The following is a 24,798-nucleotide window of genomic DNA, read 5'->3' as shown; positions in this document are numbered from 1 at the left end:
CCAGCTCAAGCCCTAGTTGCGCAATGGCTTGCGGGTATCAGCCATGCTGCGGGCGCGCGCCTGGTTGGCGGGCAGCGATAGCAGCGGCACGCAGAACTCGATCTCGCGATCGGCAAGGGTCTCGGAGTCCACGGTCGCCTGCCCGGGGACGGTGTAGACCTTGGCGATGGCGTTGACGATGACCATGTCGTTGTCGGTCAAATCCGTGGAGTCGATCGTCTCTATCAGCGGGGTGTCACTGGTCCAGGTGGGCAGGGTGACATCGGCCGGGGCGACGTAGCCGTCGATGAGCGTGGCAGCCAGCGCCACCGCATCGCCTACAACGTGATCGAAGCTTTGGACGATGCTGTCTTGCTCACCGAGCACGCCCAGGGCTTCGAGGTCGAAGGGCAAGTGCTGACCGGCGCCCGCGATCAGCCCGAAGGCGGTGGCCACAGGGTTGTCCACGCCGTGGGCAACCAGGCGCTCGAGCGTGCGCACCATGCCGCACCAGGTCGGGTACAGGCCCACGTTGCGCTCCGGGAAGCCGATGCGGGTCTCAGCGTGGATGACGGTGCGGTCGCAGGCCATGAGCAGCTCCGCGCCTCCGCCGAGGGCCACGCCGCGGACGGCGCCAACCACCGGGAATGGGGCCTTGCGCAGCGCGCGCAGGCGCTCGGAACCGGCACGGATGAACTTCTCTACTTCGACCGGATCGTTGGCCTCGGCGGTGGCGGCCAGACGGTTGAGATCCGCACCGGCGCTAAACGCACGCCCCTCGTCATTGGCTACCACGAGGGCGCGCACGCCCCAGTCCGCGCCCTCTTGTGCCACGCGGTCGAGCATCTCCAGCGCCGAGACGCTCAGGCAGTTTAGGGTGGTGATCAGCTCGAAGATGCCCACGCCGTTATCGAGAAGGTGCACGCGGGCAGCCTCGTTTTCGGCGACCACGCGCGCCCCCGGGGAGGCGACAATCTCGGCGACGGTGACCACGCCCTCCCGCTCGGGCACGTTGCCCACGGTGCCGTCGGAGCGCAGGACCTTTCCGGGCGCGGGGTAGAACCCGCCTGCGGCGATGGCGGCGTCGAGAAGCGGCGGGACGCCCTGCTCGTCGGCGGCGAACTGCTCGCGCAACCACGGCAGGCCGATGGCGTCGGCAAGCTTAAACGGGCCACGCTTCCAGGCATAGCCGAGTTCCATGGCGGCGTCGATGGCATCCACGGTCTCGCAGATCTCCGGGGCGGTATCCAGGCAGTAACGCAGGGTGGCAAGCAAGGTTGCCTTGGCGAAACGGCCACCGTCGCTGTCGGTCTCCATGACCTGCAGCGCGGTCTTTGCGCCCGCGGCGGGGTCGGTGATAGCCACGCGCGGGCGATACTCGAAGCTTTCGCCGGTGGTCGAGGCGATGACCTCGTCGCGCCCGCGGTAGATACCGGAGGGGCCGGTGCGTCCGGTCAGGCCGCGCTCGAGTAGGCCGGCAAACATCGGATCGTCGAGGATCGGATAACGGTGGTAAGCGTCCGTCTCGGGCAAGGCGGTGGTCAGGCTGCCCCAGATCGGCGGGACCAGCTGCAGACCCACGTAGTCAAAGAGGCCGAAGATGCCGGTGCGCGGGATGCCGAACTGTCGGCCGAAGCAGGCGTCGGCGACTTCCGGTGCCAGGCCGCTATCGATGGCAATGCGCGCTCCTGCGGCCATCCAGAGGTTACCGATGCGGTTGGCGATAAAGCCTGGGGTATCACGGCAATCGAGTGCGACCTTGCCCAGCTGCCGCTCGATGGCACGCCGCAGCGTTGCCACCGCATCCTCGCTGGTCTCCGGGCCGCGCACCAGCTCCACCAGGCGCATGACGCGCGGCGGGTTGAAGAAGTGCACGATGGCGAAACGCTCGCGGCGCGAGGCGGGCATGCCACCGACGAGCTGTTCGAGCGGGATGGTGGAGGTATTGGAGGTCACCAAGGCCTCGGGCTTCAGGTGCGGCTCGATGCGGGCATACAGGTCGCGCTTGGCGTCGAGGTTTTCGAAGATGGCCTCGACCACCCAGTCCACCTCGGCGAGCTTGTCGAGGTCATCCTCGGTGTTGCCGGCGCTCACGCGGGAGGCAAACTCCGGGCGCATGAATCCGCGGCGCTTGAGCTGGGTGTCGATGCCCGCCTGGGCCCGGGCGCTGCGCTCAGCGTGGGTGGCACCTTCGGCTGGCATGTCCAATAGCAGCACGTCAATGCCCGCGTTGGCCATGTGCGCGGCGATGCCAGCGCCCATGGAGCCTGCGCCGATAACGGCGGCGCGCTGGATGGGGTTAATGGTCTGGTTCGTCATTGTTAGCAAGCCTCCACGATTACTGCGATGCCCTGTCCGCCTCCGATGCACATGGTGGCCAGGCCGTAGCGGCCGCCGTTTGCGCGCAGGCGGTGCACGAGCTTGGTGGCGATGATGACGCCGGTGGCGCCGATGGGGTGGCCGAGCGCGATGGCTCCGCCGTCAACGTTGGTCTTATCCGGGTCGAAACCGAGGACGTCTTGCACGGCCAAAGCCTGGGCGGCGAATGCCTCGTTGGACTCGATGAGGTCGATGTCCTCGAGCTTCAGACCGGCCTTCTTCAGCGCAAGCGGGACCGCCTCGATGGGGCCTAGGCCCATGACTGCCGGGTCCACACCGGCGATGCCCCAGCTGACCACGCGCGCCAGCGGCTTGAGGTCGCGGGCATTGACGGTGGCCTCGGTGGCCAAAACGATGGCCCCCGCGGAGTCGTTGAGACCGGAGGAATTGCCGGCGGTGACGGTGCCGTCCTTGGAAAACACCGGGCGCAGGCCTGCCAGCTCCTGGGCGCTGGTGGCGCGCGGATGCTCATCGCGGTCGAAGATGATCTCCTTGCCGCGGGAGCTGAGGGTCACCGGCACAATCTGCTCGTCGAAACGGCCCTGCTCGATGGCCTCGATGGCGCGCGCCTGGCTCAGCGCGGAGAACTCGTCCTGGCGCTCGCGGCTGATGCCGTAGCGCTGCGCGACGGTTTCGGCGGTCACACCCATGTGCACCTTGTGCATGGGGCAGGTCAGCGCCCCGGTGAGCCAGTCATACATGACGCCGTCGCCCATGCGCTGGCCGAAGCGGGCGTTTTGTACGGAATACGGCGCCTGGGACATGTTTTCCACGCCGCTTACCAGTGCGAGGTCGGAGTCCCCGTCGCGCAGCACCTGTGCTGCAGACACCAGCGCCTGCAGACCGGAGCCGCACAGGCGGTTGACGGTCAGCGCGGTGGAAGAAAACGGCAGCCCGGAGTCCAGGGCGATGGTGCGCGCGATGTACTTGTCCTCCGGCACGGTGGAGACGACGCTGCCGGTGACGGCGGTGCCGATGGACTCGGCCTCAACACCAGCGCGGGCGATGGCCTCGGTGGCTGCGAGGGTGCCCAGCTTGCGCGGGGGCAACTTGGCGAGGCTTCCTCCGAAGCGCCCGATCGGCAGGCGCGCGGCGGATGCGATGAAGATGTCGGTCATGGGGGCTCCTTTTGCCTTTATCGAGTAGCTGTCGGCGGCTTGTGGTTTGTGGGTTTTGCTTCACGACGCCGCCTGCCGCACTTAAAGCGCGGCCGCATACGAATTACGGTTCGTATGTGAAAATGTAGCCTAGGTCACGTTCTGGCGCAAGGATTTGGGCACAATCACGGGAAAATTCCCCATTTCACCATGAAAACCGCATATATCACCCACCCTTCAAGCACACTCATGCGAATTTTCATTCCACACTGAAGACGCAAGAAGGCCCCCAGACACAAGAAGACCCCCACACCGGCATCTCGCTTAAGCCCAAGGAGATACATCCAGGCCACAGCGAGTAGTTCATGCCAGTTGCGGGGGCCGTCGAAAAAGCGCCTAGCACACAGCCTGATGCGCAGTGAACGCACCAAAGCCTGCGCCAAAGCCCAAAGAATCAGCCTTTACAATCCGTCGTTACGATCCCGTCTTTACACTTCCCCGGCACCCTATACAGTCTCAACTCCCAGCTGCCGCAACGCCATGTCGGCATACATGTCGGCGAGTTCTTCGGAGCTATATTTGCCCTCCTCGCTAAACCAGAAGCTGACCCCTAGCCCCATATCGATCAGCGACCAGCAGGCGATGCGCAGGTCACGAACGTGAAATAACCCTTCCTCCACACCCCGGGCGACGATCTCCTCCCACCGGGCAACATAGTCGCGGCGCAGCTGGGTCACCACCCCGCGGGTCGGCTCTTCGAGGCTGTCGAGCTCCTTGTTGGCAACACGCACCTCCTGGGCGTGGCGCGTATGGAAGATGACATGGGCGCGCATGGCGGTACGCATCCTGTCCATCACCCCGTGTTTCGAGGCAAGCTCTTCGGCGTTAAAACGCAGGAGGTCTTCGTGCACGCCGATGGAGATATCAGCAAGAATCTCCTGCTTGGAGGAGTAATGGTTATAGATGGAAGAAGCACTGATGCCGATCACCTTGGCAACATCGTTCATGCCGGTCGCGTTATAGCCACGTTCATCAAAAAGCTCCAACGCAGCGCGGGCAATTTGCACCCGCCGTTCCCGTTTGGGCATCCTTACTCCTTTTTATTCACGAAGCCAATCGTCCAACTACGCCCCACAACTTAACTTCCAGCTAATTTATAGCTTAATTTACGCAAAGACATTACTAAGAGGGCCATAAATTTAACCAGGCCTTGTATTGACGAACGTAAATATAGCCAACTACTAATCTACTCGGCAAAGCGATGCCACCGAAACTGGGCCCATCAATGAGCTAACTCACTCCGATGTTGCTTTTTATCCCCCCATGCACTTCCCCTAGAATATCGGTTAATCAATAGTTTTTTCGCTTTGGAAGTCGAGGACCTCGGGATGCATTTACTCCCCCGCGAACAAGAAAAGCTCATGATCGTCGTTGCCAATGACCTCGCCAGGAGACGACAGGCCCGCGGTCTCAAGCTCAACTACCCCGAGGCGGTGGCGATCATCTCCTACGAGCTGCTCGAAGGCGCGCGCGACGGGCGCACCGTGCCCGAGCTCATGGAGTTTGGGACCACCATCCTCAGCCGCGAAGACGTGCTCGAGGGAGTCCCTGAGCTGCTCACCCAGGTTCAGGTCGAAGCCACCTTTCCCGACGGTACCAAGCTGGTGACCGTACATACACCGATTCGCTAGCTGGCAGCACGATTCGCTGCGCACAGTCGCCCACCGACGCCGACTGTCACCCACTGGCACCCACTGCTGCAGTCGTGGCCATCCCCACTATCCGCGCCCCGGCACAGCCGCCCACACGGCCGGCGGCGCCACAACCACTCACACCTAGAAAGCACCTCGAACTCGGCGCTACTGTCAGCTCTCACCGAAGTATGGCCACGAATTTTACGAAAGGATCTCCTCATGCAACAGCTCAAAAAGATACTGGCTTGGACATCCGCAGGCATAGGGCTCTTGACTATCTTGGCAGCGCTCTTCGCCCTCAGCACCTCAATAGCATCTGCTGCTTCAGGGCTTTTCTTCGGCCTAGCTTTCGGTCTTCCAGGAACATGGTGGCTGCTCCACCAAAGGAGGGAAAAGAAGGGTGCCGCCCCGCTTCCACGCCAGTGGCGGTGGGTTTGGGGAGCTTCGATCGTGATGTTCTTCATCGGCTCCATACTGGCGCCAAAGGATTCGACTAACCCCACTGCGAACGAAGAACCTACGCCTTCGTCCTCAGTTGTAACCTCCACCAGTACGAGCACCAGCAGCGTTGCAGCAACAAGTACTGCGGAAACAACGCAGCCAACCACTGAGCCTGGTTTGGAGCAAAGCACAGACCCCGCTCTGCCCGAGCAGTCGTTGCAGCCTGAAACCCCGCCAGCAGTGGAGGAAAATGCCGTAATTCCCGAGGCTCCTGCGCCGGCGGTGGAAGAAAACACCGTGGTTCCCGACGCACCCGCACCAGCGATGCAGAACTTCGTGCAGGTTCCGGCCCCCGTTGAAACGCCCGCACCGGCCAGCGGCGGAGGCGGATGCGCGTCCATCGGGCACAAGGTTTACGAGGGAGACCCAGAATATCGCCCCGGTTTGGACAGAGATAATGACAAGGTAGCCTGCGAAGATTACCCAGGCTAGTAGGAAGCCACTTATCCATATGCCGTGGAAGTGCTACGCCTCCTACTAGGACTCCAAGAAACACAAGACGTAAGCCCCGGGTTCGAAATGCTCATATCATTCCGAACCCGGTGCTTACCCCCAACATTCTGCACAGCAACGAGAGGGGCAATGAGCCCCATTGAATCCGCCGCCGTCTCTGTACTCGGCGCCATCGGGCTCTACGCACCTACCGGCTTTGGGTTGCTTCTCACACTGGGCGGCTTCCTTTTACTGTTTGTCGTCGCACGCCACATCTATTCCGAGGAGCGCGCATGACCCCAATCGTCACTGATAAGGAAACGGGGCGCGAGCTTTGGCAAGTCAAGGAGTGCGCGGAGCACGGCGGGGTTGAATCCTCGACCTGGACAACTTATTCAGCACAAAGACGCACCCCGTTCTGGGACGCCGTGGAGGTCAAGTCCCGGCAGACGTCCAGGCCAGACTCCCCAGCCAAGGATCACAAATAATCCAGCAAAGGGATCCCACCGAGGGCAAGGAACTCGGTGGGATCCCTTCGTATGTGAGCACCGCGGTTACAGGCATGAGATCCGTTCGCACGGCGATCGGGGGCCTACCCGTGGAAAGCCCCGCAAACACGAAACAACCCCAGGCCAAATGGCTTTTTGTCATTTAACCTGGGGTTTGTATTGTGCGCCCGGAGGGATTCGAACCCCCAACCTTCTGATCCGTAGTCAGATGCTCTATCCGTTGAGCTACGGGCGCATTTTGTTGTTTGTTGTTCGGCTCTCGCCTTGCAACGAGATATAAAGTTACACCCAGTTGAACGACCATGGCAAATTAGCAGGTCACATAGCTTTTCCTTCGATACCCATACCCAGGCTCCCCACCATTGCCAGCCGGACAGGCTGCACAAGGGCTCGGGGCTGATGGTGGTTTTGTGAACGTCGGAAAGCAAGGGCGCGACGATAGCTGGGCGGTGAAGGGAAAGGCTGCGTGGGGCGTCGGAAAGCAAAAGTAGCTACTACAATAAGACCCCAAAACGCGAAAAAGACCCAGGCAAACATGGTGTTTACCTGGGTCTTTGCTGGTGCGCCCGGAGGGATTCGAACCCCCAACCTTCTGATCCGTAGTCAGATGCTCTATCCGTTGAGCTACGGGCGCAAAGTTCCACCAGGCCCGGTGAAACGCTCCCACCGCGGTGGGAGTGAGCGGAGACGAGAGGATTTGAACCTCCGGACCTGCGTAAACAAGTCAACTCCTTAGCAGGGAGCCCCATTCGGCCGCTCTGGCACGTCTCCAGCAATTCTTTCTAAAAAGAATCTCGCACCATATTACAGCCCTGTTCGGACACATCACAAACCAACACGTTGGGGCACAGTTTTGCCCATTAAGGCCGGGGGTTAGACTGGTGCAATGACCTCGACTGCTTACATCCGTCCCGATTTGGAAACCCTCCCGTCCTACGTCCCCGGCAAGCGAGACGATCACAGCCTCAAGCTTTCCTCCAATGAGGTTGCTTTTGAGCCGCTCGATGCAGCAAAGGAGGCAATGGCCGCAGCGACCGCCGGCGCCAATCGCTACCCGGATCTGGCCGCGGTGGAGCTTCGTTCCGCACTTGCCGAGCACCTGGGCTTGACCTTGGAGCAGGTTGCCGTCGGCGTTGGTTCTTCGGCACTGTGTCAGCAGTTGGTGCAGATCACCGCAGGCCCCGGCGATGAGGTGGTGTTTCCGTGGCGCAGCTTCGAGGCTTATCCGATCTTCACCCAGGTCACCGGAGCCACCCCGGTTGCGGTGCCGCTGGATGCCAAGGGTTTCAACGACTTGGAGGCCATGGCCGCGGCGGTGAATGAGAATACGAAGTTGATCTTCGTGTGCAATCCGAATAATCCTTCGGGCACGACGATTACCCGTGCCGATTTCGACGCCTTCCTTGCGTCCGTCCCGAAGCACATCATCGTCGCCCTCGACGAGGCCTATTTCGAGTTCAACCGCGACGACAACTCGCCGGTGGCCACCGATTATGTGCGCAAGCACGCGAATGTGGTGGGCTTGCGCACTTTCTCCAAGGCCTATGGTCTGGCTGGTGTGCGCGTGGGGTATGCCTTCGGCGCGGCCGAGATCATCGACGCATTGAACAAGGTGGCGCTACCTTTCGGCGTCAATGTCGCCGCCCAGGCCGGTGCGATTGCTTCCCTTCACGCCCGCGACGAGCTGCTCGCGCGCATCAAGGAGACGGTGGCAATCCGCGACCGCGTTGCCGACCACATCGGCGCCGCACACTCCCAGGCGAACTTCATCTGGCTACCTACGACCCCGGAGCGCTCTGCAGAGATTGCTTCCACCCTGGCCGCCGAGGGCGTTATCGTCCGCTCCTTCCCGGAGGGCGTGCGCATTACCATCACGAATGCCGCAGAGATGGACGTTTTGATCGCCGCGTGGGATCGCGCTTTCGCCTAGTCCACCGCACGCTCGCCGCATAGCTTTCCCGCAGGCGGCGGGCGTGTGCCCCGCTTATTTGCGTGCTTTCCGACGCCTACGGTCGCTGACCTCCGCGAAGCGAGGAGCCCACTCACCGCCGAGGGCTCGGGGATACGATTAAAACCCCAGCTTATAAGCTGGGGTTTTAATCTTGTGGCGGAGGCACAGGGATTTGAACCCTGGGTTGGTTTCCCAACGCTGGTTTTCAAGACCAGTACATTCGGCCGCTCTGTCATACCTCCAGCGTTTTTGAATTGTACCCGACGAGTCCCAAAATCCTCTAACGTGGGGTGTCATGAAGGCCATACATATCACTGACGAGCACACGCTCGAGCTCATTGACACCGAAAAGCCCACCTTAAAGGACGGCGAGGTGCTGGTGCGCGTCCACGCCGCGGGTGTCAACCGCGCCGACCTCCTGCAAACCGCCGGCCATTATCCGCCGCCACCCGGCGCATCCGAGATCCTCGGCCTCGAGTGCGCGGGCCTCATCGCCGATGCAGGTACCACCGACCGTCAAGTCGGCGAGCAGGTCGCCTGCCTGCTGGCCGGTGGCGGCTACGCCGAGTACGTGGCTGTGCCCGCAGGCCAGCTCATGCCCATCCCGGCCGGTTACTCCTTTGCGGAGGCGGCATCCGTGGTGGAGGTGGCTACCACCGTGTGGTCGAATATCGGCATGCTCACCGGATTAGAGGCGGGTCAGACCATCCTCATCCACGGCGGTGCGGGTGGCATTGGCACCTTCGCCATCCAGTTGGCCAAGCACATCGGCGCCACGGTGGCGGTGACGGCCGGTTCCCCGGAGAAGCTTGAGGCGTGCCGCCAGCTGGGGGCGGATATCCTCATCAACTACCGCGAGGAGGACTTCGCGGAGGTCATGAAGAACAAGTGCGACCGCATCCTCGACATCATGGGGGCAAAATACCTGCCGGGCAACGTCAAGGCGCTTGCCACGGGTGGCCACCAGGTCACCATCGGCCTACAGGGCGGGGTCAAAGGCGAGCTCAATATCGGGTTGCTGCTGGCCAAGCGCGCCACCATCTCCGCGACCGCGCTGCGCAGCCGCGACGAGGCCGACAAGGCGCGCATTGTCGCCTCCACCGTCGAGAATGTGTGGCCGTTGTTGGAATCCGGTGCGATCCGTCACCAGCTGCACTCCACGCTGCCGCTTGCCGACGCAGCCCGCGCCCATGCGATGCTGGCTTCCGGCGAGGTCACCGGCAAGGTTGTTTTGACTGTCGACTAGGCCGGGTGCCTTCGTGGGTGCGTCCGCCGTGCGTTAGGCCAAGGAAGCCACCGCGCGCACCAGCTGGTCGATGTCGCTGGTGGTGTTGTAGGCGGACAGCCCCACGGTGACCACACCCTCGGTGTCACCGGCACCCATGGCCTCAAGCAGCGGATCCTCGCCGGCGATGGTGGTCACCACGCGGTGGGATAGCAGGCGCTGATAGATAGTCGTGGCGGGCACGGAGTCGATGCATAGGCTCGCGCGCGGGATGCGGGGCACCTCCGCGCCCGCGGCGGCCTCGCCAGTGACCCCGAACAGGTGCACGGTAGGCAACGAGCTCAGCGAGTCCACGAGGTAGGTATCCAGCTGGTCAAGGTACTTCTCCGTTTCCGCAAGGGACGTGGCCAGCCGGGTGCGGCGGGTACCGCGGCGCGAGGAAACAAGATCGGCGAGATGGTCGACCAAGGCCGCAACCCCTCCGGCAAGCCCCGGGGCCACGTGCAGATCCAGGGGGCGAATGTCGATGCGTGGGAACATGGTGACGTCCCTAAACACCAGGGCCGCCACGTCCGGGCCGCCAAGGCCCGCGCAGTCGAGGCCCAGAATGTCCGCCCCGAGTTCATCGATGTTGATGGGGCGTGCGGCGGCCATGCTGGTGACGTCGACAAGCACCCACGCGCGCGAGGAAGAGTGCACGATGTCTGCGATCTCAGCAACCGGATTGACGGTGCCGACGAGACGGTGCGCGCCGGACAGCGCAACCAAGCGGGTCGAACCCGACACCAGCTGGCGGTATTGGAACGCGGGCACGAGCCCCGTGCCAAGGTCGGGCTCGGCAAAGGATTCCTCGGACGCGCCGGCCTGGGCGGCGTCGATACGCAAGACATCCGCGCGGGAGTGAACGATGCCGGCGCCGCGGCGCATGAGCGGACGCAACGCCCGCGACAGGCGCGAATAAAGCACCTCGAGGCTCGGCCCAAGGATGACGGCCTGGGTAGGGGCGCCGGTGAGATCGGCAATCGCGCGGCGAGCGGATTCCATGTAGCTTTCGCCAACCGGACGCCCGGCGCGCGGCGACAGCGAATGCGTACCGGTGACGTTGAGCACCTCACCGACCGGTTCGAGCACTGGGGCGCTGCGGAAACTGCGGGAAACCGCGGCCGAAACGGACTCCGCGATCTGTGGGCGCTGATCGGAATTGAGGTAGGTCCAGCCGTCACTCAACGAGGTATATAACCCTCGAACGCTGGCTACATCAAAGACCATGACTACTCCTCGCACACGCAACAGACCCCTAATAGTATGCCTGTCAGATTCAATGTTTGCACTCAGCCAGCTAGGCTAACTATTTGTGCACGAACAAGTCCCGAACAACAACCGCGAGGAGACACTCGAGGAGATGGTCGGCCGCATCACGGCGGTCGCTGACCACGATCCGGAGCCCTCGCAATCCAAGACGCTCAAGGCCGCCTGGAGCGACCTCGTGCGTGGTTTCAACCAGCACGAGCTGTGGCTGCAACTAGGCTGGCAAGACATCAAGCAGCGCTATCGCCGCTCGGTCCTCGGCCCGCTGTGGATCACCATTGCTACCGGCGTGATGGCGGCAGCCCTTGGCCTGTTGTACTCGGTGCTGTTTAAGATCCCGGTGGCACAGTTCCTGCCCCACGTGACGGTGGGTCTGATCATGTGGAACTTCATCTCGGGCTGCATCAAGGAGGGCTCGGACGTCTTCATCGACAACGAGGGCCTCATCAAGCAGCTTCCCTCGGCGCTGTCGGTGCATGTCTACCGCCTCGTGTGGAAGCAGACCCTCTTCCTGGCCCACAACATGGTGATCTGGGTGATCCTCATGCTGATCTTCCCCAGGCCTTTGGGCTGGGACATCCTGCTCGCGATCCCCGCGCTGGCCCTGCTCATCGTCAACGGCGTGTGGGTGAGCATGTTCTTCGGCATCATCGCCACCCGCTATCGCGACGTCTCTCCCCTGCTGGAGGCGGGCACGCAGCTCCTGTTCTACGTCACCCCGATCGTGTGGACCACCCAGACCCTCTACGAGCAAGGTGGCGCGGTCTCCGAGCGCGCGAAGCTCGCGCAGCTTAATCCGCTCTACCATTACATGGAGGTCGTCCGCGCACCTTTGATCGGCGTGGATCTTCCTACCTATCACTGGTGGGTGGTCATCGGCTGCACGATCGCCGGAGTCTTATTGGCGCTGGGCGCTATGAAGCAGTGGCGCTTCCGCGTCAGCTACTGGGTTTAGGAGGCAAGCATGGTTTCTATCGATACTTACAACGCCTGCGTGGACTTCCCCATCTTCGATGCCAAGTCCCGTTCCATGAAGAAGGCCTTCCTCGGTGCGGCCGGCGGCGCGATCGGGCGCAACAAGGACAACACCGTGGTGGTCGAGGCCCTGCGCGACATCAACCTGCACCTGCGGGAAGGCGATCGCGTGGGACTGGTCGGCCACAACGGCGCGGGCAAGTCCACCCTGCTGCGGCTGCTGTCGGGCATCTACGAACCCACCCGCGGCTCGGCGCATGTGCGCGGGCGCGTGGCGCCCGTGTTCGACCTGGGTGTGGGCATGGATCCGGAGATCTCCGGGTATGAGAACATCATCATCCGTGGCCTGTTTTTGGGGCAGACCCGCAAGCAGATGAAGCAGAAGATGGATGAGATCGCGGAGTTTACCGAGCTCGGCGAGTACCTGTCCATGCCGCTGCGCACCTATTCCACCGGCATGCGCATTCGCCTTGCGCTCGGCGTGGTCACCTCCATCGAGCCCGAGATCTTGCTTCTCGACGAAGGCATCGGTGCGGTTGACGCGGCGTTTATGGCCAAGGCCCGCAACAGGCTCCAGGAGCTGGTGCAGCGCTCGGGCATCCTCGTGTTTGCCTCCCACTCCAATGACTTCCTCGCACAGCTATGCGATTCGGCGCTGTGGGTCGATCACGGCACCATCCGTCAGGCAGGCGCCGTGGATACCATCGTCGAGGCCTACGAGGGCAAGGGCGCGGCCGATCACGTGCGCCGGCTCATGGCCCGCTTGGAGGAAGAGAATACGGAGCAGGCGTAGACGGCGAGGAAGATGACGCCGTCGATAAGCGCCATCATGGGGGAGGTGGCGGCGTCGAGGTGATAGGCGGCGAAGAAACCCACCTGAGAGCTTATCAGCGCGATAGCGAGGGTGAGCAGGATAAAGGAGCGCATGGTGGTGGCAACTAACATGGCGGTTGCCGGGGGAACCATCATGAGCGCTACCACCAGCACCGCGCCGGTGGCGTCGAAGCTGGCCACCACGGTCAGCGAGCTGACCACCATGACCACGTAGTTGACCAACCGCGCCCGCCAGCCGATGGAGGCGGCAAAAACCGGGTCAAAGGTATGCACCACCAGCGGGCGATAGACCAGCCCCAGCACGCTCGCGCAGGCGATCCCCACGACCCCGATGATCCAGGCCTGGCGCGGGCCGATGTCGTATCCCCCGACGATGATGTGGTCGAGGGCGGCGAAGTTGAGATCGCCCACGAGGACGGTGGATTCGCTGATCGCCGCGCCCTTGAGTGCGGTGGAAATGATGATGACGCCGATGGCGAAGAAGACGGGGAAGACCAGCCCGGTCGCGGCGTCTTTGGTAAAGCGCCCGCGTTGGACCAGCCATTCGGTCAGCGCGAAGACGGCCACGCCGCAGATGGTGGCGCCGATCATCAGCCACGGCGAGGTGGTCGTTCCCGTCAGCATCACTCCGATGGCGATGCCGGGAACCACGGCGTGCGACAGGGCGTCGGAAAGCATTGCCTGCCGACGCAACCCCAGCACCATGCCCGGAACCGCCAGCGCGAGAGAGCACACCGCAGCCAACAGGGCCACTGAGATAACGAAGCTCACAGGCTCTCCCCTTTCTCTTCCCCCTCGGCCGCCCCGGCCCGCCGCGTGGCAAGGCGCGGGCACACACCTCTGGCCGCGCCCTCCTGGGCCGCCTTTTCCTCGCAGGCCTGGCGCGCGCCGGTGATGCGCTCATACAGCGGCGCCACCAGCAGCGCAAGAAGGACGAAGGCGCCGAGGATGACCACGATCATGGGTCCGGTGGGCACCTTTTGGCCGAGCCCCACCGACAGGTAGGTGCCGATCGCGGCCGCGACCGCGCCGACCACGGCGGAGCTGAGGAACATCGACGCCACGCTGCGGGAAAATTGCCTCGCCACCGCGGGTGGGAACACGGCGAAGGCGATCATGAGGATAAGCCCCACGGCCTTGATCCCCATGACGATCGCCACCACGATGAGCCCAAACATCACGGTGGATAGCCACCCCGGCAGCTTTTGGATCGTGGCCTCGATGGGGTCGAAGGCGACCAAGGTCAGCGGCCGCCAGCACGACAGGGTGATGAGCAACACCACGGCGCTGCTGATAAGAATCGTGATCACGTCGAGGTTGGTCATCGTGGCCGCGTTGCCGAACATGAGGTCTTCGATACCCCCCTTGTTCGGCAGGGTTGATTTTTGGATGATCTGCAGCAGAACTAGGCCTCCGCCCAGGTACAGCGAGAGCACTACCGCCATGGTGGCGTCGATGCCGATTCGGGTCTTGGCGGCGATGCGCTGGGATAGCGCGACGGAGGACAGTGCAGACACCAGCGCGCCGATGACCAGTACCGGTAGCGAGCGCGGGTCGGCGTCGGGAAGCAGCGTGGACACCAGCAGGAATACCAGCATGACGCCGGGCGTGGCCGCGTGGCCGATGACATCGGACATGAGTGCTTGCCGGCGCAGATACAGAAACGTTCCCATCGCCGCGCTGGTGGCGCCGATGGCCATGGTGCCGACCAAGGTGCGCAGGTAGGAGTATTGGCTGAAGAATTCGGTGAGGGTGATCATGCAATCCCCAGTCCGAAGGCCCGCTCCAGGTTGTCGGGGCTCAGAGTCGCCTTGGCCGGGCCACTGGCGACAACGCTGCGGTTGATGATGGTGACGTCGTCGGAAAGGTGCCGGACGGTGGCCAAATCGTGATGGACGATCACGATGGTCTTGCCTGCATCGCGCAGCTCATGCAGCACCCGGTGAATCACGGATTCGCTGGCCACATCCACGCCCGCGAAGGGCTCGTCGAGCAGGTACAGGCCCGGATCTTGGGCGAGGATGCGCGCGAGGAAGACACGCTTGCGCTGGCCGCCGGAAAGCTGCCCAATCTGGCGCTTGTGCAGATTGGCGATGCCGACGCGCTCGAGTGCCGCCTCTACCGCTTCGTGGTCGGCCGGGCGCAGGCGCTTGAACCAGCCAAGCTTCGGGTAGCGCCCCATCTCCACCACCTTTTCGACGGTGATCGGGAAATCCCAGTCCACGTCGGCGGCCTGGGGCATGTAGCCCAGGCTGATGCCGTCGGCAAGCCGTACGGTGCCGGTGTGCGGCACGAGGCCAACCATCGCCTTGAGCGCGGTGGATTTGCCCGCGCCGTTGGGGCCGATGAGTCCCATGATGGTGCCGGTTCGCACGCTGAAGCTGACCTTTTCCAGTGCGGTCGTTGCTTGGTAGTTCACGCCCAGGTCAGTGACAACGCATGCGTTCATCGAGCCTTCTTTCGCTTTTCGACGCCAAGGTGCCAGGGTGTGGGCTTTCCTGGGACGTCGGGGTTATCCGTGGTGCACGTGGTAGCGCACCCAATCTTATCGCTTGCAACCGAAGGCCCCCGCCTCCAGCATGAACTATCAATACAGTGTCACACTGGCCGCGCGGGCGCCTTTCATGCAGGTGGGGTGAATCTCCATTCTTCAGAGGCCGCAAGCCAATGCTAGGACAGTGCCTTCGCGATCGTCTCCGCGTTATAGCGCATGACGCCGAGGTAGGTGTCCTGCGGGGCCGAAGCTCCCAGCGAGCCGGCGTACAGCGTCTGATCGGATACGGTCACCTCCCACCCGTCGGCTTTGGCCTGCTCTGTCAGCGACTGGATGGCCTGCGGGTTGGAGACGTTATCCTGGAAGACGGTGCGCACCTTGTGGTCGGCGATAAACTGCGCAAGTTCCACGAGCTCGCTGGCCGAAAGCTGCGCATCGGAGGAGACGAAGTCGGTGGCCTTGATTTCCAGGCCGAACTGGTTGCCGAAGTAGGCGAAGGCATCGTGGCCGGAGATCAGCGTGCGCTGATCTTCCGGGATCGAATCGATCTGCTGCTGGACATACTCGGCCGTCTCATCGATCTCGGCCTTGTACTTCTCGCCGTTTTCCTTATAGGTTGCAGCCCCGGCCGTGTCGGCCTCGGAGAGCTTTTCGACGATCGCATCAATCACGAGCTTCCAGTTGTCGGTCGAGTTCCACACGTGGGGGTCGAACTCTAGGTCGCCGTGGTCATGGCCCGCATGCGCGTTCGTGGCCGAGCCGGCTGCCTCTTCGGCCTCGGTTGCGTGATCGTGATCCGCGTGTTCTTCTTCCGCTTCGTGGTCGTGCTCCTCCTCGGATTCGGTCCACGGCAAGAGCTTGTCGTCCGGGATGGTCTCGGCTACGGCTAGCTGCTTGTCGCCGAGTCCTTCGAGCTGGTCTTGCATGCTGGCCTCGAGACCAAGCCCGGACCACAACACCACATCGGCGTCCTGCATGGCGGCGATGTCCTTGGTGGTGGCCTGATAGGTGTGCGGATCCCCACCCGGGCCGATCATGGTGGTGAGCTTGGCGTCAGGGGCAATATTCTGGACCGCGTCACCGATGTAGCCGGTGGTAGCGAACACGGTCAGATCCTTACCCGACGCGCCTGAGCTATCGGCGCTTTTGCCGTCAACCTCGACGGAGCAGGCACTGAGTGCAACGAGTGCCGCTGCGGCTCCTGTGGCCAGTGCGACCTTTAGCGATAAGCGTCCTTGTTGAAAATTCATTTCCATAGTTTCATAATATGATGTTAGTCAAATTGTTTTTCAGTTCGTGCGCCTTAAAGAAAAGACACAAGCCCAACACCCACGCTCCCCGCACGTGTGAGACAATTTGCACCATGAGCACGAAGCACCTGCATCACAGTTTTTCCACCGCTGCCGTCATTGTGACACACAACAGGGTCGAAGAACTAGCAGGCTCCCTGAAGGTGGTCGCCGAGCAGTCCCACCCGGTCGAGTGGATCATCGTGGTGGATAATGGCTGCGACGAGGCCGTCGAAAAGCTGCTGCGCGAAACCGCAGGCGACCGCGGCGTGTACGTTCCCTCCAAGACGAATCTCGGCGGCGCCGGCGGCTTTGCCCTAGGCTTCCTCACCGCACTCGCCAAGGGCGCGCAGGCTATCTGGTGCGCCGACGATGACGGGCGCCCAGCCGACCGGGAGGTCCTCAAGACCCTCTACGACATGGCCGAGCGCGAAGGCCTCGACGAAATCTCGCCGCTGGTGTGCGATATCAACGACCCCACCCTGCTCGCCTTCCCGCTGCGCCAAGGCACCACCTGGCATCGCCGCACCGAGGAGCTCACCGGCGATTTCCTCCCCCAGTATGCCTCCCTCTTTAATGGTGCGCTGATCTCCGCCTCCGCGATGGAGATCATCGGCGTGCCGGATTATCGCCTCTTCATCCGCGGCGATGAGGTGGAATACCACCGCCGTCTCGTCCGCTCCGGGCTCAAGTTTGGCACCTGCCTCACAACCTTCTACCTGCATCCGAATGGCTCCGGCGAGTTCAAGCCGATCCTCGGCGGGCGCATGCACACCCAGTACCCCGATAACGAGGGCAAGCGGTTTTTTACCTACCGCAACCGCGGCTACCTCATGAACCAGCCCGGCATGCGCAAACTCCTCCCGCAGGAATACGCCCGTTTCGCGTGGTTCTTCCTCATCCAACGCAAGGACCCGAAGGGCTTCCGCCAGTGGCTCAAGCTGCACAACTTGGGACGCAAGGAACGCTTCGAACGCCCCTAGGTACTAGCGGGGATCTTCGCTGGCCACCACCTTAGGCTTGTCGTTGAAGATGAACATCCGCTGGACCACGAAATTGGTGACAGTGGCAACGCCTTGGGCGATGACGAAGGCAGCGGTGTCCACCCCTAGGTCAGATAGTCCCAGCGACTGCAGCGGGGATTCGAGCACCCAGTAGAGGAAGTTTTGCACCGCGAAGGTGGACAGGTACAGCGCCGTCACGGCCACCGTCGACTTCGCCGAGGTCTTTGAGTTAAAGGTCCACTTGGAGTTGAGGATGTAGGCGGTGAGCGTGCCCGCGCACCAGCCCACGGCCTTCGACGCCGAACGCTGCAGCCCAAGCGCGGTCAAGATGAGCGTGAGCCCGAAGTCCACAATTGCCGACAGCACGCCTACCGCGACAAAGCGGCTCAATTGGGTCTTGAGGGAATTGTTGGCGGAAGGTTGATTATCAGACACAGCGAATAAGCCTACCGTGCCACCTTCTGGCTAGCCGTGCCGACGCAGAAGCTCCCGATAGATATCGATCCGGTCGACGGCGGACTTTCGGCTAGCACCATAGGCGCCAAGGCTCTCAAGCTCCGCCAAGGACTGCGCGCACAGCGAGCGGATCGCCTCGGGGGAAAGCTCGCCCCAGCCCAGTGCATCCATGACGGTAATCGCCACCGTATCGGTCAGGAAGTCATCGCTCATGCAGGCCAAGCTCAGCAGCATCGCCACGAAGGCGTCCTTGCTTTTGAGGTCACGCTCCACCGGCAGGCGGATTGCAGTCACGCCCGTGCTGTGCCTGGAAATGTCCAGCGCCTGCAACAACGCGATGAAGTCATACATACCGCTTCGGCGGATGACATTGGCGACATGCTCATCGACCAAGCTCAGGGTCTGCTCGATGACCTCGTCACCCGTCAGCGTGGCGTTGATGATCGAAGGATCAAATTCCTCATCGCGCAGCGCGCCGGTGCCCCCCACGCACAGCGCGCGCGGCGTGCCCGCATCACGCACGATCTCATCGACCACCTCAACGTCGATGTGCCACAGGCCCCACTCATAGTCGAGGCTCGGCCCGCCCACGATGGCAAAGGCGTCACGTTCCTCGCCGCTGAAGCCGTCCTCGCCGAAGCCGTCATGGATAAAGGCCACATCCGACACGTCTCCGGTGGCACCTCCCCCTGCGGTGGCCACCGCTTCGACGCTTTGTGACTCGCCAGCGGATGCGGGGTCTGGCAGGTCTGCTCCCCCGCCACGGATGCCGAGCACCCGGTGCACGCACTCGCCAGCCTCCAGCTTGCGCCCGCCGGCATACATCACCCACGGCGGGTTTTCCCCGGCAAGGCCGAAGCAGATATCGATGACCTTGTGCAGCTCATCCAGACTCATGGAATCATCGATGCCAATGTGGCGATGGATCTCCCCCGTCCCGGCCAGCAGCGTGGCGCTCAGGATAAGCGTCCGCGGTTTCCGACGCACGCCCGCCTGCGGCGCGGTGGCTCGGCGCACCGGCAAAGGGATCACCGGGGCAAGGCGGGAGGAGGAGTTCATGAGTCCCAGCGTAGTCCCACCCGCCGAAATGGCGGCGGGCGCCGTGGGCGTTATTGCTGCTGAGAGCCGAAAAAGATGAGCATGCCCGCGAGCACACCGAGGATGGTGTTGGGCTTTTTCACGCCGCGCTTATACATCCACGCGGCCATCTTTTCTTGGCTCTTCGACGACCAGTAACAGGAAGCCACCACGGCACCAAGCCCCGCGATGACGGCGGCCCACGTCTTGACCGGGCCGCCGAGATCGATGGCGGAAATATCCTCAAAGACCGCCGCCGGGTCATTGTTCGGATCATCGTCTTGGGCGTTCGAATAGATCAGGGCCGCGCCCAGGGAGCTGCCCAGGATCACGTCGATAAGCGCACGCAACGTGCGGGAGGAAACATAGTCCGGCAGGGCCGTGATCGCAGCACCCACGCCCGCCTGGGCTAGGCGGCCAGCGAGCGAGTCATTGAGGGTGTTGTATTCGGTGGTGGGCAGGTCCGCGCCGGCATCCCCAGGCGCGCCGACGTGCGAATCGTTATTGGCTTGAGCGGTCATATCCCCTACCCTACCGCCGCACGGCGCTAGCATGGAGGCCATGTTTGGTCTTTTTAAGAAAGAGAAGCCGGAGCCCGGGCACATCGCCGCGGAGCTGACAAATACCCCGATGAACCAGTTCATGACCAGGCTCATCGCCGAAGAGCTCCCGCTGCTCGATTCCGCATCCCGGGTTCGCGTGTACGAGATCCTCAACAACTACGAAGGCCCGCAAATCACCAGCCAGGAGGAGCTCCCGCAGGAGATTCGCGACCTCATGGACCTCTAAGGCGACTAGTTCCCCACACAAACAAAAGCGAAACAAAACATATCTCACATTCTTCCAGCGCGTTTTTTGCGTGCAATGTGAGTACTCTTGTTGTTTAAGAACAAATCGAGTCGAGCTTTCCTGCCTTCACTGCCTTGGCCGCCTGCGCCTTCAGCGAAAAGCTGAATGCCTTGTGTCCACGGAAACCGCCCCGTTAGCGGTGCTGGGCAGAAAGGCAGAAAACCAAGGATGTAGGACACCGACCACATGGAACTGAACACAACCGCCAAGAAACTCAACGGTTGGGGACGCACGGCGCCCACCACCGCACAGGTTCTCAGCACTCCGGACCTCGACGAAATCGTCAAGGCCGTCAAGCTTGTCGCCGAGGACAACGCCGACAAGCCGGACTACCTCAAGCGCGGCGTCATCGCCCGCGGCATGGGACGCTCCTACGGCGACCCGGCCCAAAACGCCGGCGGCCTCGTGGTGGACATGCAGGCTCTGAACAAGATTCACTCCATCGACCCGGAGACCGCCCTCGTCGACGTCGACGGCGGCGTCACCCTGGATCAGCTCATGAAGGCAGCCCTGCCGTATGGCCTGTGGGTTCCAGTCCTTCCCGGTACGCGCCAGGTCACCATCGGTGGCGCCATCGGCCCGGACATCCACGGCAAGAACCACCACTCCGCAGGCTCCTTCGGCAACCACGTCACCTCCATGGAGCTGCTGGTAGCCGACGGCCGCATCCTGCACCTAGAGCCGGAAGGCACCCCGGATGACCCCAGCGGCGAGCTGTTCTGGGCCACCGTCGGCGGCATGGGGCTGACCGGCATCATCGTGCGCGCCACCATCAAGATGACCAAGACGGAAACCGCCTACTTCGTCTCAGACACCGACCGCACCAACAACTTAGACGAGACGGTGGCCTTCCACTCCGACGGTTCGGAGAAGAACTACACCTATTCTTCTGCATGGTTCGACGTCATCTCCCCCGAACCCAAGCTCGGCCGCTCCACCATCTCCCGCGGTTCGCTGGCAACCCTGGCACAACTTGAGGAGCTGGCCCCGAAGCTGGCCAAGGATCCGCTGAAGTTCAACGCCCCGCAGCTGATGACCGTGCCGGACATCTTCCCGTCCTTTACCATGAACAAGCTCACGCTCATGGCCATCGGCGAGGCCTACTACATGATGGGCGCCCCGGCGCGGAACAAGATCAAGAACCTCACGCAGTTCTACCAGCCGCTGGATCTCATCGGCGAGTGGAACCGCGGTTACGGTTCCAAGGGCTTCCTGCAATACCAGTTCGTGGTTCCGATGGATGCCGTGGAGCCGTTCAAGGAGATCATCCGCGACATGCAAAAGTCCGGCCACTACTCGGCGCTGAATGTGTTCAAGCTGTTCGGCCCGGGCAACAAGGCCCCGCTGTCCTACCCGATGCCGGGCTGGAACGTGTGTGTGGACTTCCCGATCAAGCCGGGTCTCGGCGCTTTCCTCGACGATCTCGATCGCCGCGTCATGGAGTTCGGCGGCCGCCTGTACCTGGCCAAGGAGTCGCGCACCTCCGCCGAGAACTTCCACAAGATGTACCCAGGCATGGAGGGTTGGCTCAAGACCCGCAATGCCATCGACCCGACCGGCGTCTTCGCCTCCGACATGTCCCGCCGCCTCGAGCTGCACTAATAGAAAGGCTTTAACCACCATGCTCAATGCTGTTGGACAGCTGCAAAACATCCTCCTGCTCGGTGGCACCTCCGAGATCGGCCTGGCCATCGTCGAGGAGTTCCTCAAGCGCGGCCCCGCGCACGTCACCCTTGCAGCCCGCAAGGATTCCCCGCGTATCGACGCCGCCAAGGCCGCAGTTGAGGCCGCTGGCGCCAGCGCCGTCGAGGTTGTCGACTTCGACGCCACCGCCTTCGACACCCACAAGGAGGTCATCGACCTGGCGTTTGCCGCAGGCGACGTCGACGTGGCCATCGTTGCCTTCGGCACCCTGGGCGACCAGGAGGAGCTGTGGCAGGATCAGGAAAAGGCCGTCGCCTCCGCTGAGACCAACTACACCGCGCCGGTGTCCGTGGGCGTGCTGCTGGCCGAGAAGTTCAAGGAGCAGGGACACGGCACCATCGTCGCCCTGTCGTCTGTCGCAGGCCAGCGCGTGCGCCGCTCCAACTTCGTCTACGGTGCATCCAAGGCCGGCATGGACGGCTTCTACGTCAACCTCGGCGAGGCCCTGCGCGACTATGGCGTCAACGTGCTCGTGGTGCGCCCGGGCCAGGTCCGCACGAAGATGTCCGCAGCCGCGGGCGAAGCCCCGCTGACCGTGGACAAGGAAGACGTGGCCAAGGCCACCGTCGAGGCCGTGCTCAACCGCAAGCACTCCCTGTACGTCCACCCGCTGTTCGAATACGTCTCCCTGGCGTTTAAGTTCATCCCGCAGCCGATCTTCCGCAAGCTGCCGTTCTAGGCAGCCGTTCGGCTCCCGGTCTGCAGTCTCCCCGCCGCCATGGTGGGGAGATTTGTGTTTGCGCCTCGGCCACCAGGTGGCGCGCGCACACCTTAGCCGTCGGAAAGCAAGAACTAGAAGCGAACTGCTGCGACGGGTGTGACAAGATATAAGAATGACTGCCACGACCGAGACGCCACCTAGCTTCCGCGACGATGCCAGCACAACCGAAGAAAGCTACGCCCCGGATGCGCTGAGCAAAAAAGCAACGCTTGTGGCGATGACGATCGCGATCATCGCGGGCGGGCTCGCAACGCTTGTCGCATGGTATGCCTTCAAGCAGACCTCCCTTCCGGCGTTTAGCGGCTCGCTCGTCACGCGCGCGCTGGCCACGGTTGCCACCGTGGTCATCGTGATTGTTACCGCGGTGCTCATGGTCTATTGGATGCTAGACCAGCGCACGGGACGCACCCGGCCGCGCTGGCGGACGTGGCTAAGCTACGCGGTGGCCTATCTCGCCCCGGCGGGTGTGATCACCGCCAGCCTCACCATCCCGCTGTCGGCCACCCGCATGTACCTCGACGGTATCGCAATTGACCAGGGATTCCGCACCCAATACCTCACCCGTTTGACGGACTCCTGGCACCTGTCGGACATGAACTACGCCGACCTGCCCGCCTTCTACCCCGCAGGCTGGTTCTGGACTGGCGGGCGCTTTGCCAACCTCCTGGGCCTGCCCGGATGGGAGGCCTTCCAACCGTGGTCGCTGGTGAGCCTGTCCATGGCCGCCTGCCTGCTCGTGCCCGTGTGGCAGCGCATTACCGGATCCCTTCCGGTGGCAACGGCTATCGCCTTGGTCTCTACCTGCATCATGCTGGTCACCAGCTCGGAGGAACCCTATGCGGCCATCATCGCCCTGGGTGCGGCTGCCGCCGCCGTCATCGGGCGGCGCGGCCTCAGTGGGGATCGCTTCGCGCTGGCCGGGATCACCGTCTTCCTCGGCCTCTCGGCCTCCATGTACACGCTTTTTACCGCCGTCATCGCGCTGAGCATGCTCGTGCTTGCCGGGCTGCTTTCGCTCATCTTCGAGAAATCCTGGTGGCCTATCCTGCGCGTTATCGTCGCTGGGGTCGGCTCCATGGCCATCGCCGCGATCGTGTGGGCACCGTACATCCTGGCGGTGCTTTCCGGCGAACACCGTTCCGGCGCCACCGCCAACCACTACCTGCCCGCCGCCGGCGCGCAACTGCCCTTCCCCATGCTGGCCACCAGCATCGTGGGCATCTTGTGCTTTATCGGCCTCATCTACCTCATCGTGCGCTTTCTTGATCCGGATGTGCGCGCACTCGCCGTGTGCCTCATCGCCATCTACTGCTGGATCATCGCCTCGATGGCCATGACTCTCGCCGGTACTACCTTGCTGGGCTTCCGCCTCGAAGTGGTGGTCACCTTGCTGCTGGCCACCGCGGGCGTGCTCGGCCTGGCCGATCTCCGGCTTGCGGGCATTCACCGCTTCTACCCGGCGCAGTTTAGCGAACGTACCTCTAAGCTTGTGACAATCTGCCTGGTGGCCGTGCTATCGGTGGCCGGAATCAGCTACGCGCAGTCGATCCCTACCCGCAATGCCGAACTCATCGACCTGGCCTACACCGAGACTGATGGCTACGGCGAGCGTGCGGACCGCTTCCCGGCCGATGCCTCCCAGTACTATCCACGAATCAACGAGGAGCTGCTCGCCCAGGGCTTCGTCCCCAATGACACCGTGGTGCTCACCAGCGAGAAGGACTTTATGTCCTACTACCCTTACCGCGGATTCCAGGCCTTTACCAGCCACTACGCCAACCCGCTGGGCGAGTTCGATGAGCGTAACGCCTACATCGAAGACATCGCCAACCGCAGCTGGAGCGATCTCGCCGATCCGGCGGCCTTCGCCGCCGCCCTTGACTCCGCCTCGTGGGCCCCGCCGCAGGTGTTCATCTTCCGCGGGCAGGCGGCCGAGGGCGATGCGCCGCAGGAGACGTCGGAAAGCAGCGGGCAGGACTTTGGCTCCGGCTGGGTCTATGACCTGGCGGAAGATATCTACCCGAACAACCCCAACGTGCGTTTTGTCGGCGTGCAATTTAACCCGGCCAGCTTCGACTCCGACGCCTTCCGCATCACCGAGATCGGACCTTTCGTGGTGGTGACTCGTGTTCTTAGCTAGCCGCCACGGAAAGCGTCAACCCTGCCCCACGAAGGCGATGAACTAGGATTTAATGCCGTGTCTGAAACCCAGGTGACAACGGGGCCAGCCCCCACACTCTCAACCGATAACGTCGCAAGCGTCGACCCGCGGCAGCGCACCTTGCTGCTGCGGGTAGCAACGATCAGCGGGCTTGTGGCC

The 24,798-nt window shown here is 62.8% G+C and carries 24 protein-coding genes and 4 tRNA genes; 13 read left to right on the top strand and 15 right to left on the bottom strand.

Translation table 11 applies throughout. From position 1 onward, the window contains the following. Positions 1-12 precede the first annotated feature (12 nt). The 3 genes from PAB09_RS00960 to PAB09_RS00950 form a co-directional block, all read right to left on the bottom strand. Positions 13-2,298 carry a 3-hydroxyacyl-CoA dehydrogenase/enoyl-CoA hydratase family protein gene (locus PAB09_RS00960; RefSeq protein WP_271034254.1) on the bottom strand — a complete coding sequence of 762 codons (2,286 nt, stop codon included), beginning with the start codon at positions 2,296-2,298 and terminating at the stop codon, positions 13-15. A gap of 2 nt (positions 2,299-2,300) precedes the next feature. Next, positions 2,301-3,476 (bottom strand): acetyl-CoA C-acyltransferase, encoded by a 1,176-nt coding sequence (locus PAB09_RS00955; protein WP_271034253.1) that lies wholly within the window; start codon positions 3,474-3,476, stop codon positions 2,301-2,303. Positions 3,477-3,961: 485 nt separating this feature from the next. Then, positions 3,962-4,543 carry a TetR/AcrR family transcriptional regulator gene (locus PAB09_RS00950; RefSeq protein ID WP_271034252.1) on the bottom strand — a complete coding sequence of 194 codons (582 nt, stop codon included), beginning with the start codon at positions 4,541-4,543 and terminating at the stop codon, positions 3,962-3,964. 300 nt (positions 4,544-4,843) lie between these two features. On the opposite strand from PAB09_RS00950, the gene PAB09_RS00945 reads away from it, so the two are divergent. From PAB09_RS00945 to PAB09_RS00930, 4 genes are all read left to right on the top strand, one after another. Then, a complete protein-coding gene (locus PAB09_RS00945; RefSeq protein ID WP_271034251.1) occupies positions 4,844-5,146 on the top strand; it encodes an urease subunit gamma in 303 nt (100 codons plus the stop codon). 621 nt (positions 5,147-5,767) lie between these two features. Further along, positions 5,768-6,082 carry an excalibur calcium-binding domain-containing protein gene (locus tag PAB09_RS00940; RefSeq protein WP_271034250.1) on the top strand — a complete coding sequence of 105 codons (315 nt, stop codon included), beginning with the start codon at positions 5,768-5,770 and terminating at the stop codon, positions 6,080-6,082. Positions 6,083-6,232: 150 nt separating this feature from the next. After that, entirely contained in the window at positions 6,233-6,379 is a 147-nt protein-coding gene (locus PAB09_RS00935) for a hypothetical protein (RefSeq protein ID WP_271034249.1), read from the top strand. Next, positions 6,376-6,570 carry a hypothetical protein gene (locus PAB09_RS00930; protein ID WP_271034248.1) on the top strand — a complete coding sequence of 65 codons (195 nt, stop codon included), beginning with the start codon at positions 6,376-6,378 and terminating at the stop codon, positions 6,568-6,570. The genes PAB09_RS00935 and PAB09_RS00930 overlap by 4 nt, the downstream gene beginning before the upstream one ends. Positions 6,571-6,753: 183 nt before the next feature. Here PAB09_RS00930 and PAB09_RS00925 read toward each other — a convergent pair. The 3 genes from PAB09_RS00925 to PAB09_RS00915 form a co-directional block, all read right to left on the bottom strand. After that, positions 6,754-6,826 (bottom strand) — tRNA-Arg (locus PAB09_RS00925). Between the two features lie 323 nt (positions 6,827-7,149). Beyond that, positions 7,150-7,225: transfer RNA gene (locus PAB09_RS00920), tRNA-Arg, on the bottom strand. Between the two features lie 48 nt (positions 7,226-7,273). Then, positions 7,274-7,362, bottom strand: a tRNA-Ser gene (locus PAB09_RS00915). A 115-nt stretch (positions 7,363-7,477) separates the two neighbouring features. Between PAB09_RS00915 and hisC the strand changes: the two genes are divergently transcribed. Further along, a complete protein-coding gene (gene hisC / locus PAB09_RS00910) occupies positions 7,478-8,521 on the top strand; it encodes a histidinol-phosphate transaminase (protein ID WP_271034247.1) in 1,044 nt (347 codons plus the stop codon). 175 nt (positions 8,522-8,696) lie between these two features. Here hisC and PAB09_RS00905 read toward each other — a convergent pair. Beyond that, positions 8,697-8,784: transfer RNA gene (locus PAB09_RS00905), tRNA-Ser, on the bottom strand. Positions 8,785-8,837: 53 nt separating this feature from the next. Between PAB09_RS00905 and PAB09_RS00900 the strand changes: the two genes are divergently transcribed. Then, positions 8,838-9,788 (top strand): NAD(P)H-quinone oxidoreductase, encoded by a 951-nt coding sequence (locus tag PAB09_RS00900; RefSeq protein ID WP_271034246.1) that lies wholly within the window; start codon positions 8,838-8,840, stop codon positions 9,786-9,788. Between the two features lie 33 nt (positions 9,789-9,821). Here PAB09_RS00900 and PAB09_RS00895 read toward each other — a convergent pair whose 3' ends face one another. After that, positions 9,822-11,036 carry an aminotransferase class V-fold PLP-dependent enzyme gene (locus PAB09_RS00895; RefSeq protein WP_271034245.1) on the bottom strand — a complete coding sequence of 405 codons (1,215 nt, stop codon included), beginning with the start codon at positions 11,034-11,036 and terminating at the stop codon, positions 9,822-9,824. A gap of 133 nt (positions 11,037-11,169) precedes the next feature. On the opposite strand from PAB09_RS00895, the gene wzm reads away from it, so the two are divergent. Together wzm and wzt are read left to right on the top strand one after the other, a co-directional pair. Next, positions 11,170-12,030, top strand: a complete 861-nt coding sequence (gene wzm, locus PAB09_RS00890) for a galactan export ABC transporter permease subunit Wzm/RfbD (protein WP_271035226.1) — start codon at positions 11,170-11,172, stop codon at positions 12,028-12,030. 9 nt (positions 12,031-12,039) lie between these two features. Then, positions 12,040-12,843, top strand: coding sequence for a galactan export ABC transporter ATP-binding subunit Wzt/RfbE (gene wzt / locus PAB09_RS00885; RefSeq protein ID WP_271034244.1), 804 nt, complete (start codon positions 12,040-12,042; stop codon positions 12,841-12,843). Here wzt and PAB09_RS00880 read toward each other — a convergent pair. The 4 genes from PAB09_RS00880 to PAB09_RS00865 form a co-directional block, all read right to left on the bottom strand. Further along, on the bottom strand, positions 12,789-13,655 hold the full coding sequence (locus tag PAB09_RS00880; protein WP_271034243.1) for a metal ABC transporter permease: 867 nt from the start codon (positions 13,653-13,655) through the stop codon (positions 12,789-12,791). The two genes, wzt and PAB09_RS00880, sit on opposite strands and share 55 nt — an antisense overlap. Continuing rightward, complete coding sequence (locus tag PAB09_RS00875) at positions 13,652-14,641, bottom strand: metal ABC transporter permease (protein WP_271035225.1); 990 nt, start codon at positions 14,639-14,641, stop codon at positions 13,652-13,654. The genes PAB09_RS00880 and PAB09_RS00875 overlap by 4 nt, the downstream gene beginning before the upstream one ends. Beyond that, positions 14,641-15,333 carry a metal ABC transporter ATP-binding protein gene (locus PAB09_RS00870; RefSeq protein ID WP_271034242.1) on the bottom strand — a complete coding sequence of 231 codons (693 nt, stop codon included), beginning with the start codon at positions 15,331-15,333 and terminating at the stop codon, positions 14,641-14,643. Before PAB09_RS00870 ends, PAB09_RS00875 begins: the two co-directional genes overlap by 1 nt. A gap of 221 nt (positions 15,334-15,554) precedes the next feature. Then, entirely contained in the window at positions 15,555-16,628 is a 1,074-nt protein-coding gene (locus PAB09_RS00865; RefSeq protein ID WP_271034241.1) for a metal ABC transporter substrate-binding protein, read from the bottom strand. A gap of 113 nt (positions 16,629-16,741) precedes the next feature. On the opposite strand from PAB09_RS00865, the gene glfT1 reads away from it, so the two are divergent. Further along, entirely contained in the window at positions 16,742-17,650 is a 909-nt protein-coding gene (glfT1, locus tag PAB09_RS00860) for a galactofuranosyltransferase GlfT1 (protein WP_271034240.1), read from the top strand. A 3-nt stretch (positions 17,651-17,653) separates the two neighbouring features. On the opposite strand, the gene PAB09_RS00855 is transcribed toward glfT1, so the two are convergent. The 3 genes from PAB09_RS00855 to PAB09_RS00845 are packed head-to-tail and all read right to left on the bottom strand — an operon-like array spanning position 17,654 to position 19,725. Continuing rightward, positions 17,654-18,106 carry a GtrA family protein gene (locus PAB09_RS00855; RefSeq protein ID WP_271034239.1) on the bottom strand — a complete coding sequence of 151 codons (453 nt, stop codon included), beginning with the start codon at positions 18,104-18,106 and terminating at the stop codon, positions 17,654-17,656. Positions 18,107-18,136: 30 nt separating this feature from the next. Further along, positions 18,137-19,186 carry a hypothetical protein gene (locus tag PAB09_RS00850; RefSeq protein WP_271034238.1) on the bottom strand — a complete coding sequence of 350 codons (1,050 nt, stop codon included), beginning with the start codon at positions 19,184-19,186 and terminating at the stop codon, positions 18,137-18,139. A 50-nt stretch (positions 19,187-19,236) separates the two neighbouring features. Beyond that, entirely contained in the window at positions 19,237-19,725 is a 489-nt protein-coding gene (locus tag PAB09_RS00845) for a hypothetical protein (protein ID WP_271034237.1), read from the bottom strand. 40 nt (positions 19,726-19,765) lie between these two features. On the opposite strand from PAB09_RS00845, the gene PAB09_RS00840 reads away from it, so the two are divergent. From PAB09_RS00840 to PAB09_RS00825, 4 genes are all read left to right on the top strand, one after another. Beyond that, positions 19,766-19,993 carry a hypothetical protein gene (locus tag PAB09_RS00840; protein WP_271034236.1) on the top strand — a complete coding sequence of 76 codons (228 nt, stop codon included), beginning with the start codon at positions 19,766-19,768 and terminating at the stop codon, positions 19,991-19,993. A 246-nt stretch (positions 19,994-20,239) separates the two neighbouring features. Continuing rightward, on the top strand, positions 20,240-21,655 hold the full coding sequence (locus PAB09_RS00835; protein ID WP_271034235.1) for an FAD-binding oxidoreductase: 1,416 nt from the start codon (positions 20,240-20,242) through the stop codon (positions 21,653-21,655). Positions 21,656-21,674: 19 nt separating this feature from the next. Further along, a complete protein-coding gene (locus PAB09_RS00830; protein WP_271034234.1) occupies positions 21,675-22,436 on the top strand; it encodes a decaprenylphospho-beta-D-erythro-pentofuranosid-2-ulose 2-reductase in 762 nt (253 codons plus the stop codon). A 154-nt stretch (positions 22,437-22,590) separates the two neighbouring features. Continuing rightward, positions 22,591-24,618, top strand: coding sequence for a galactan 5-O-arabinofuranosyltransferase (locus PAB09_RS00825; protein ID WP_271034233.1), 2,028 nt, complete (start codon positions 22,591-22,593; stop codon positions 24,616-24,618). The last annotated feature ends 180 nt before the right edge of the window (positions 24,619-24,798 follow it).

This window comes from Corynebacterium sp. SCR221107 (genome assembly GCF_027886475.1).
Taxonomy (GTDB): domain Bacteria; phylum Actinomycetota; class Actinomycetes; order Mycobacteriales; family Mycobacteriaceae; genus Corynebacterium.
The sequence above is the reverse complement of the archived record's forward strand: the minus strand, read 5'-3'. Positions and strand labels throughout refer to the sequence as shown.

Bases quoted from the DNA above. Each gene is read 5' to 3' on its own strand.
- PAB09_RS00960 (WP_271034254.1), bottom strand. From the start codon at position 2,298: ATGACGAACCAGACCATTAACCCCATCCAGCGCGCCGCCGTTATCGGC.
- PAB09_RS00895 (WP_271034245.1), bottom strand. From the start codon at position 11,036: ATGGTCTTTGATGTAGCCAGCGTTCGAGGGTTATATACCTCGTTGAGT.
- wzt (WP_271034244.1), top strand. From the start codon at position 12,040: ATGGTTTCTATCGATACTTACAACGCCTGCGTGGACTTCCCCATCTTC.
- wzm (WP_271035226.1), top strand. From the start codon at position 11,170: ATGGTCGGCCGCATCACGGCGGTCGCTGACCACGATCCGGAGCCCTCG.
- PAB09_RS00945 (WP_271034251.1), top strand. From the start codon at position 4,844: ATGCATTTACTCCCCCGCGAACAAGAAAAGCTCATGATCGTCGTTGCC.
- PAB09_RS00865 (WP_271034241.1), bottom strand. From the start codon at position 16,628: ATGAATTTTCAACAAGGACGCTTATCGCTAAAGGTCGCACTGGCCACA.
- PAB09_RS00850 (WP_271034238.1), bottom strand. From the start codon at position 19,186: ATGAACTCCTCCTCCCGCCTTGCCCCGGTGATCCCTTTGCCGGTGCGC.
- PAB09_RS00845 (WP_271034237.1), bottom strand. From the start codon at position 19,725: ATGACCGCTCAAGCCAATAACGATTCGCACGTCGGCGCGCCTGGGGAT.
- PAB09_RS00900 (WP_271034246.1), top strand. From the start codon at position 8,838: ATGAAGGCCATACATATCACTGACGAGCACACGCTCGAGCTCATTGAC.
- PAB09_RS00950 (WP_271034252.1), bottom strand. From the start codon at position 4,543: ATGCCCAAACGGGAACGGCGGGTGCAAATTGCCCGCGCTGCGTTGGAG.
- PAB09_RS00935 (WP_271034249.1), top strand. From the start codon at position 6,233: ATGAGCCCCATTGAATCCGCCGCCGTCTCTGTACTCGGCGCCATCGGG.
- PAB09_RS00840 (WP_271034236.1), top strand. From the start codon at position 19,766: ATGTTTGGTCTTTTTAAGAAAGAGAAGCCGGAGCCCGGGCACATCGCC.
- PAB09_RS00830 (WP_271034234.1), top strand. From the start codon at position 21,675: ATGCTCAATGCTGTTGGACAGCTGCAAAACATCCTCCTGCTCGGTGGC.
- PAB09_RS00870 (WP_271034242.1), bottom strand. From the start codon at position 15,333: ATGAACGCATGCGTTGTCACTGACCTGGGCGTGAACTACCAAGCAACG.
- hisC (WP_271034247.1), top strand. From the start codon at position 7,478: ATGACCTCGACTGCTTACATCCGTCCCGATTTGGAAACCCTCCCGTCC.
- PAB09_RS00825 (WP_271034233.1), top strand. From the start codon at position 22,591: ATGACTGCCACGACCGAGACGCCACCTAGCTTCCGCGACGATGCCAGC.
- PAB09_RS00930 (WP_271034248.1), top strand. From the start codon at position 6,376: ATGACCCCAATCGTCACTGATAAGGAAACGGGGCGCGAGCTTTGGCAA.
- PAB09_RS00835 (WP_271034235.1), top strand. From the start codon at position 20,240: ATGGAACTGAACACAACCGCCAAGAAACTCAACGGTTGGGGACGCACG.
- PAB09_RS00955 (WP_271034253.1), bottom strand. From the start codon at position 3,476: ATGACCGACATCTTCATCGCATCCGCCGCGCGCCTGCCGATCGGGCGC.
- glfT1 (WP_271034240.1), top strand. From the start codon at position 16,742: ATGAGCACGAAGCACCTGCATCACAGTTTTTCCACCGCTGCCGTCATT.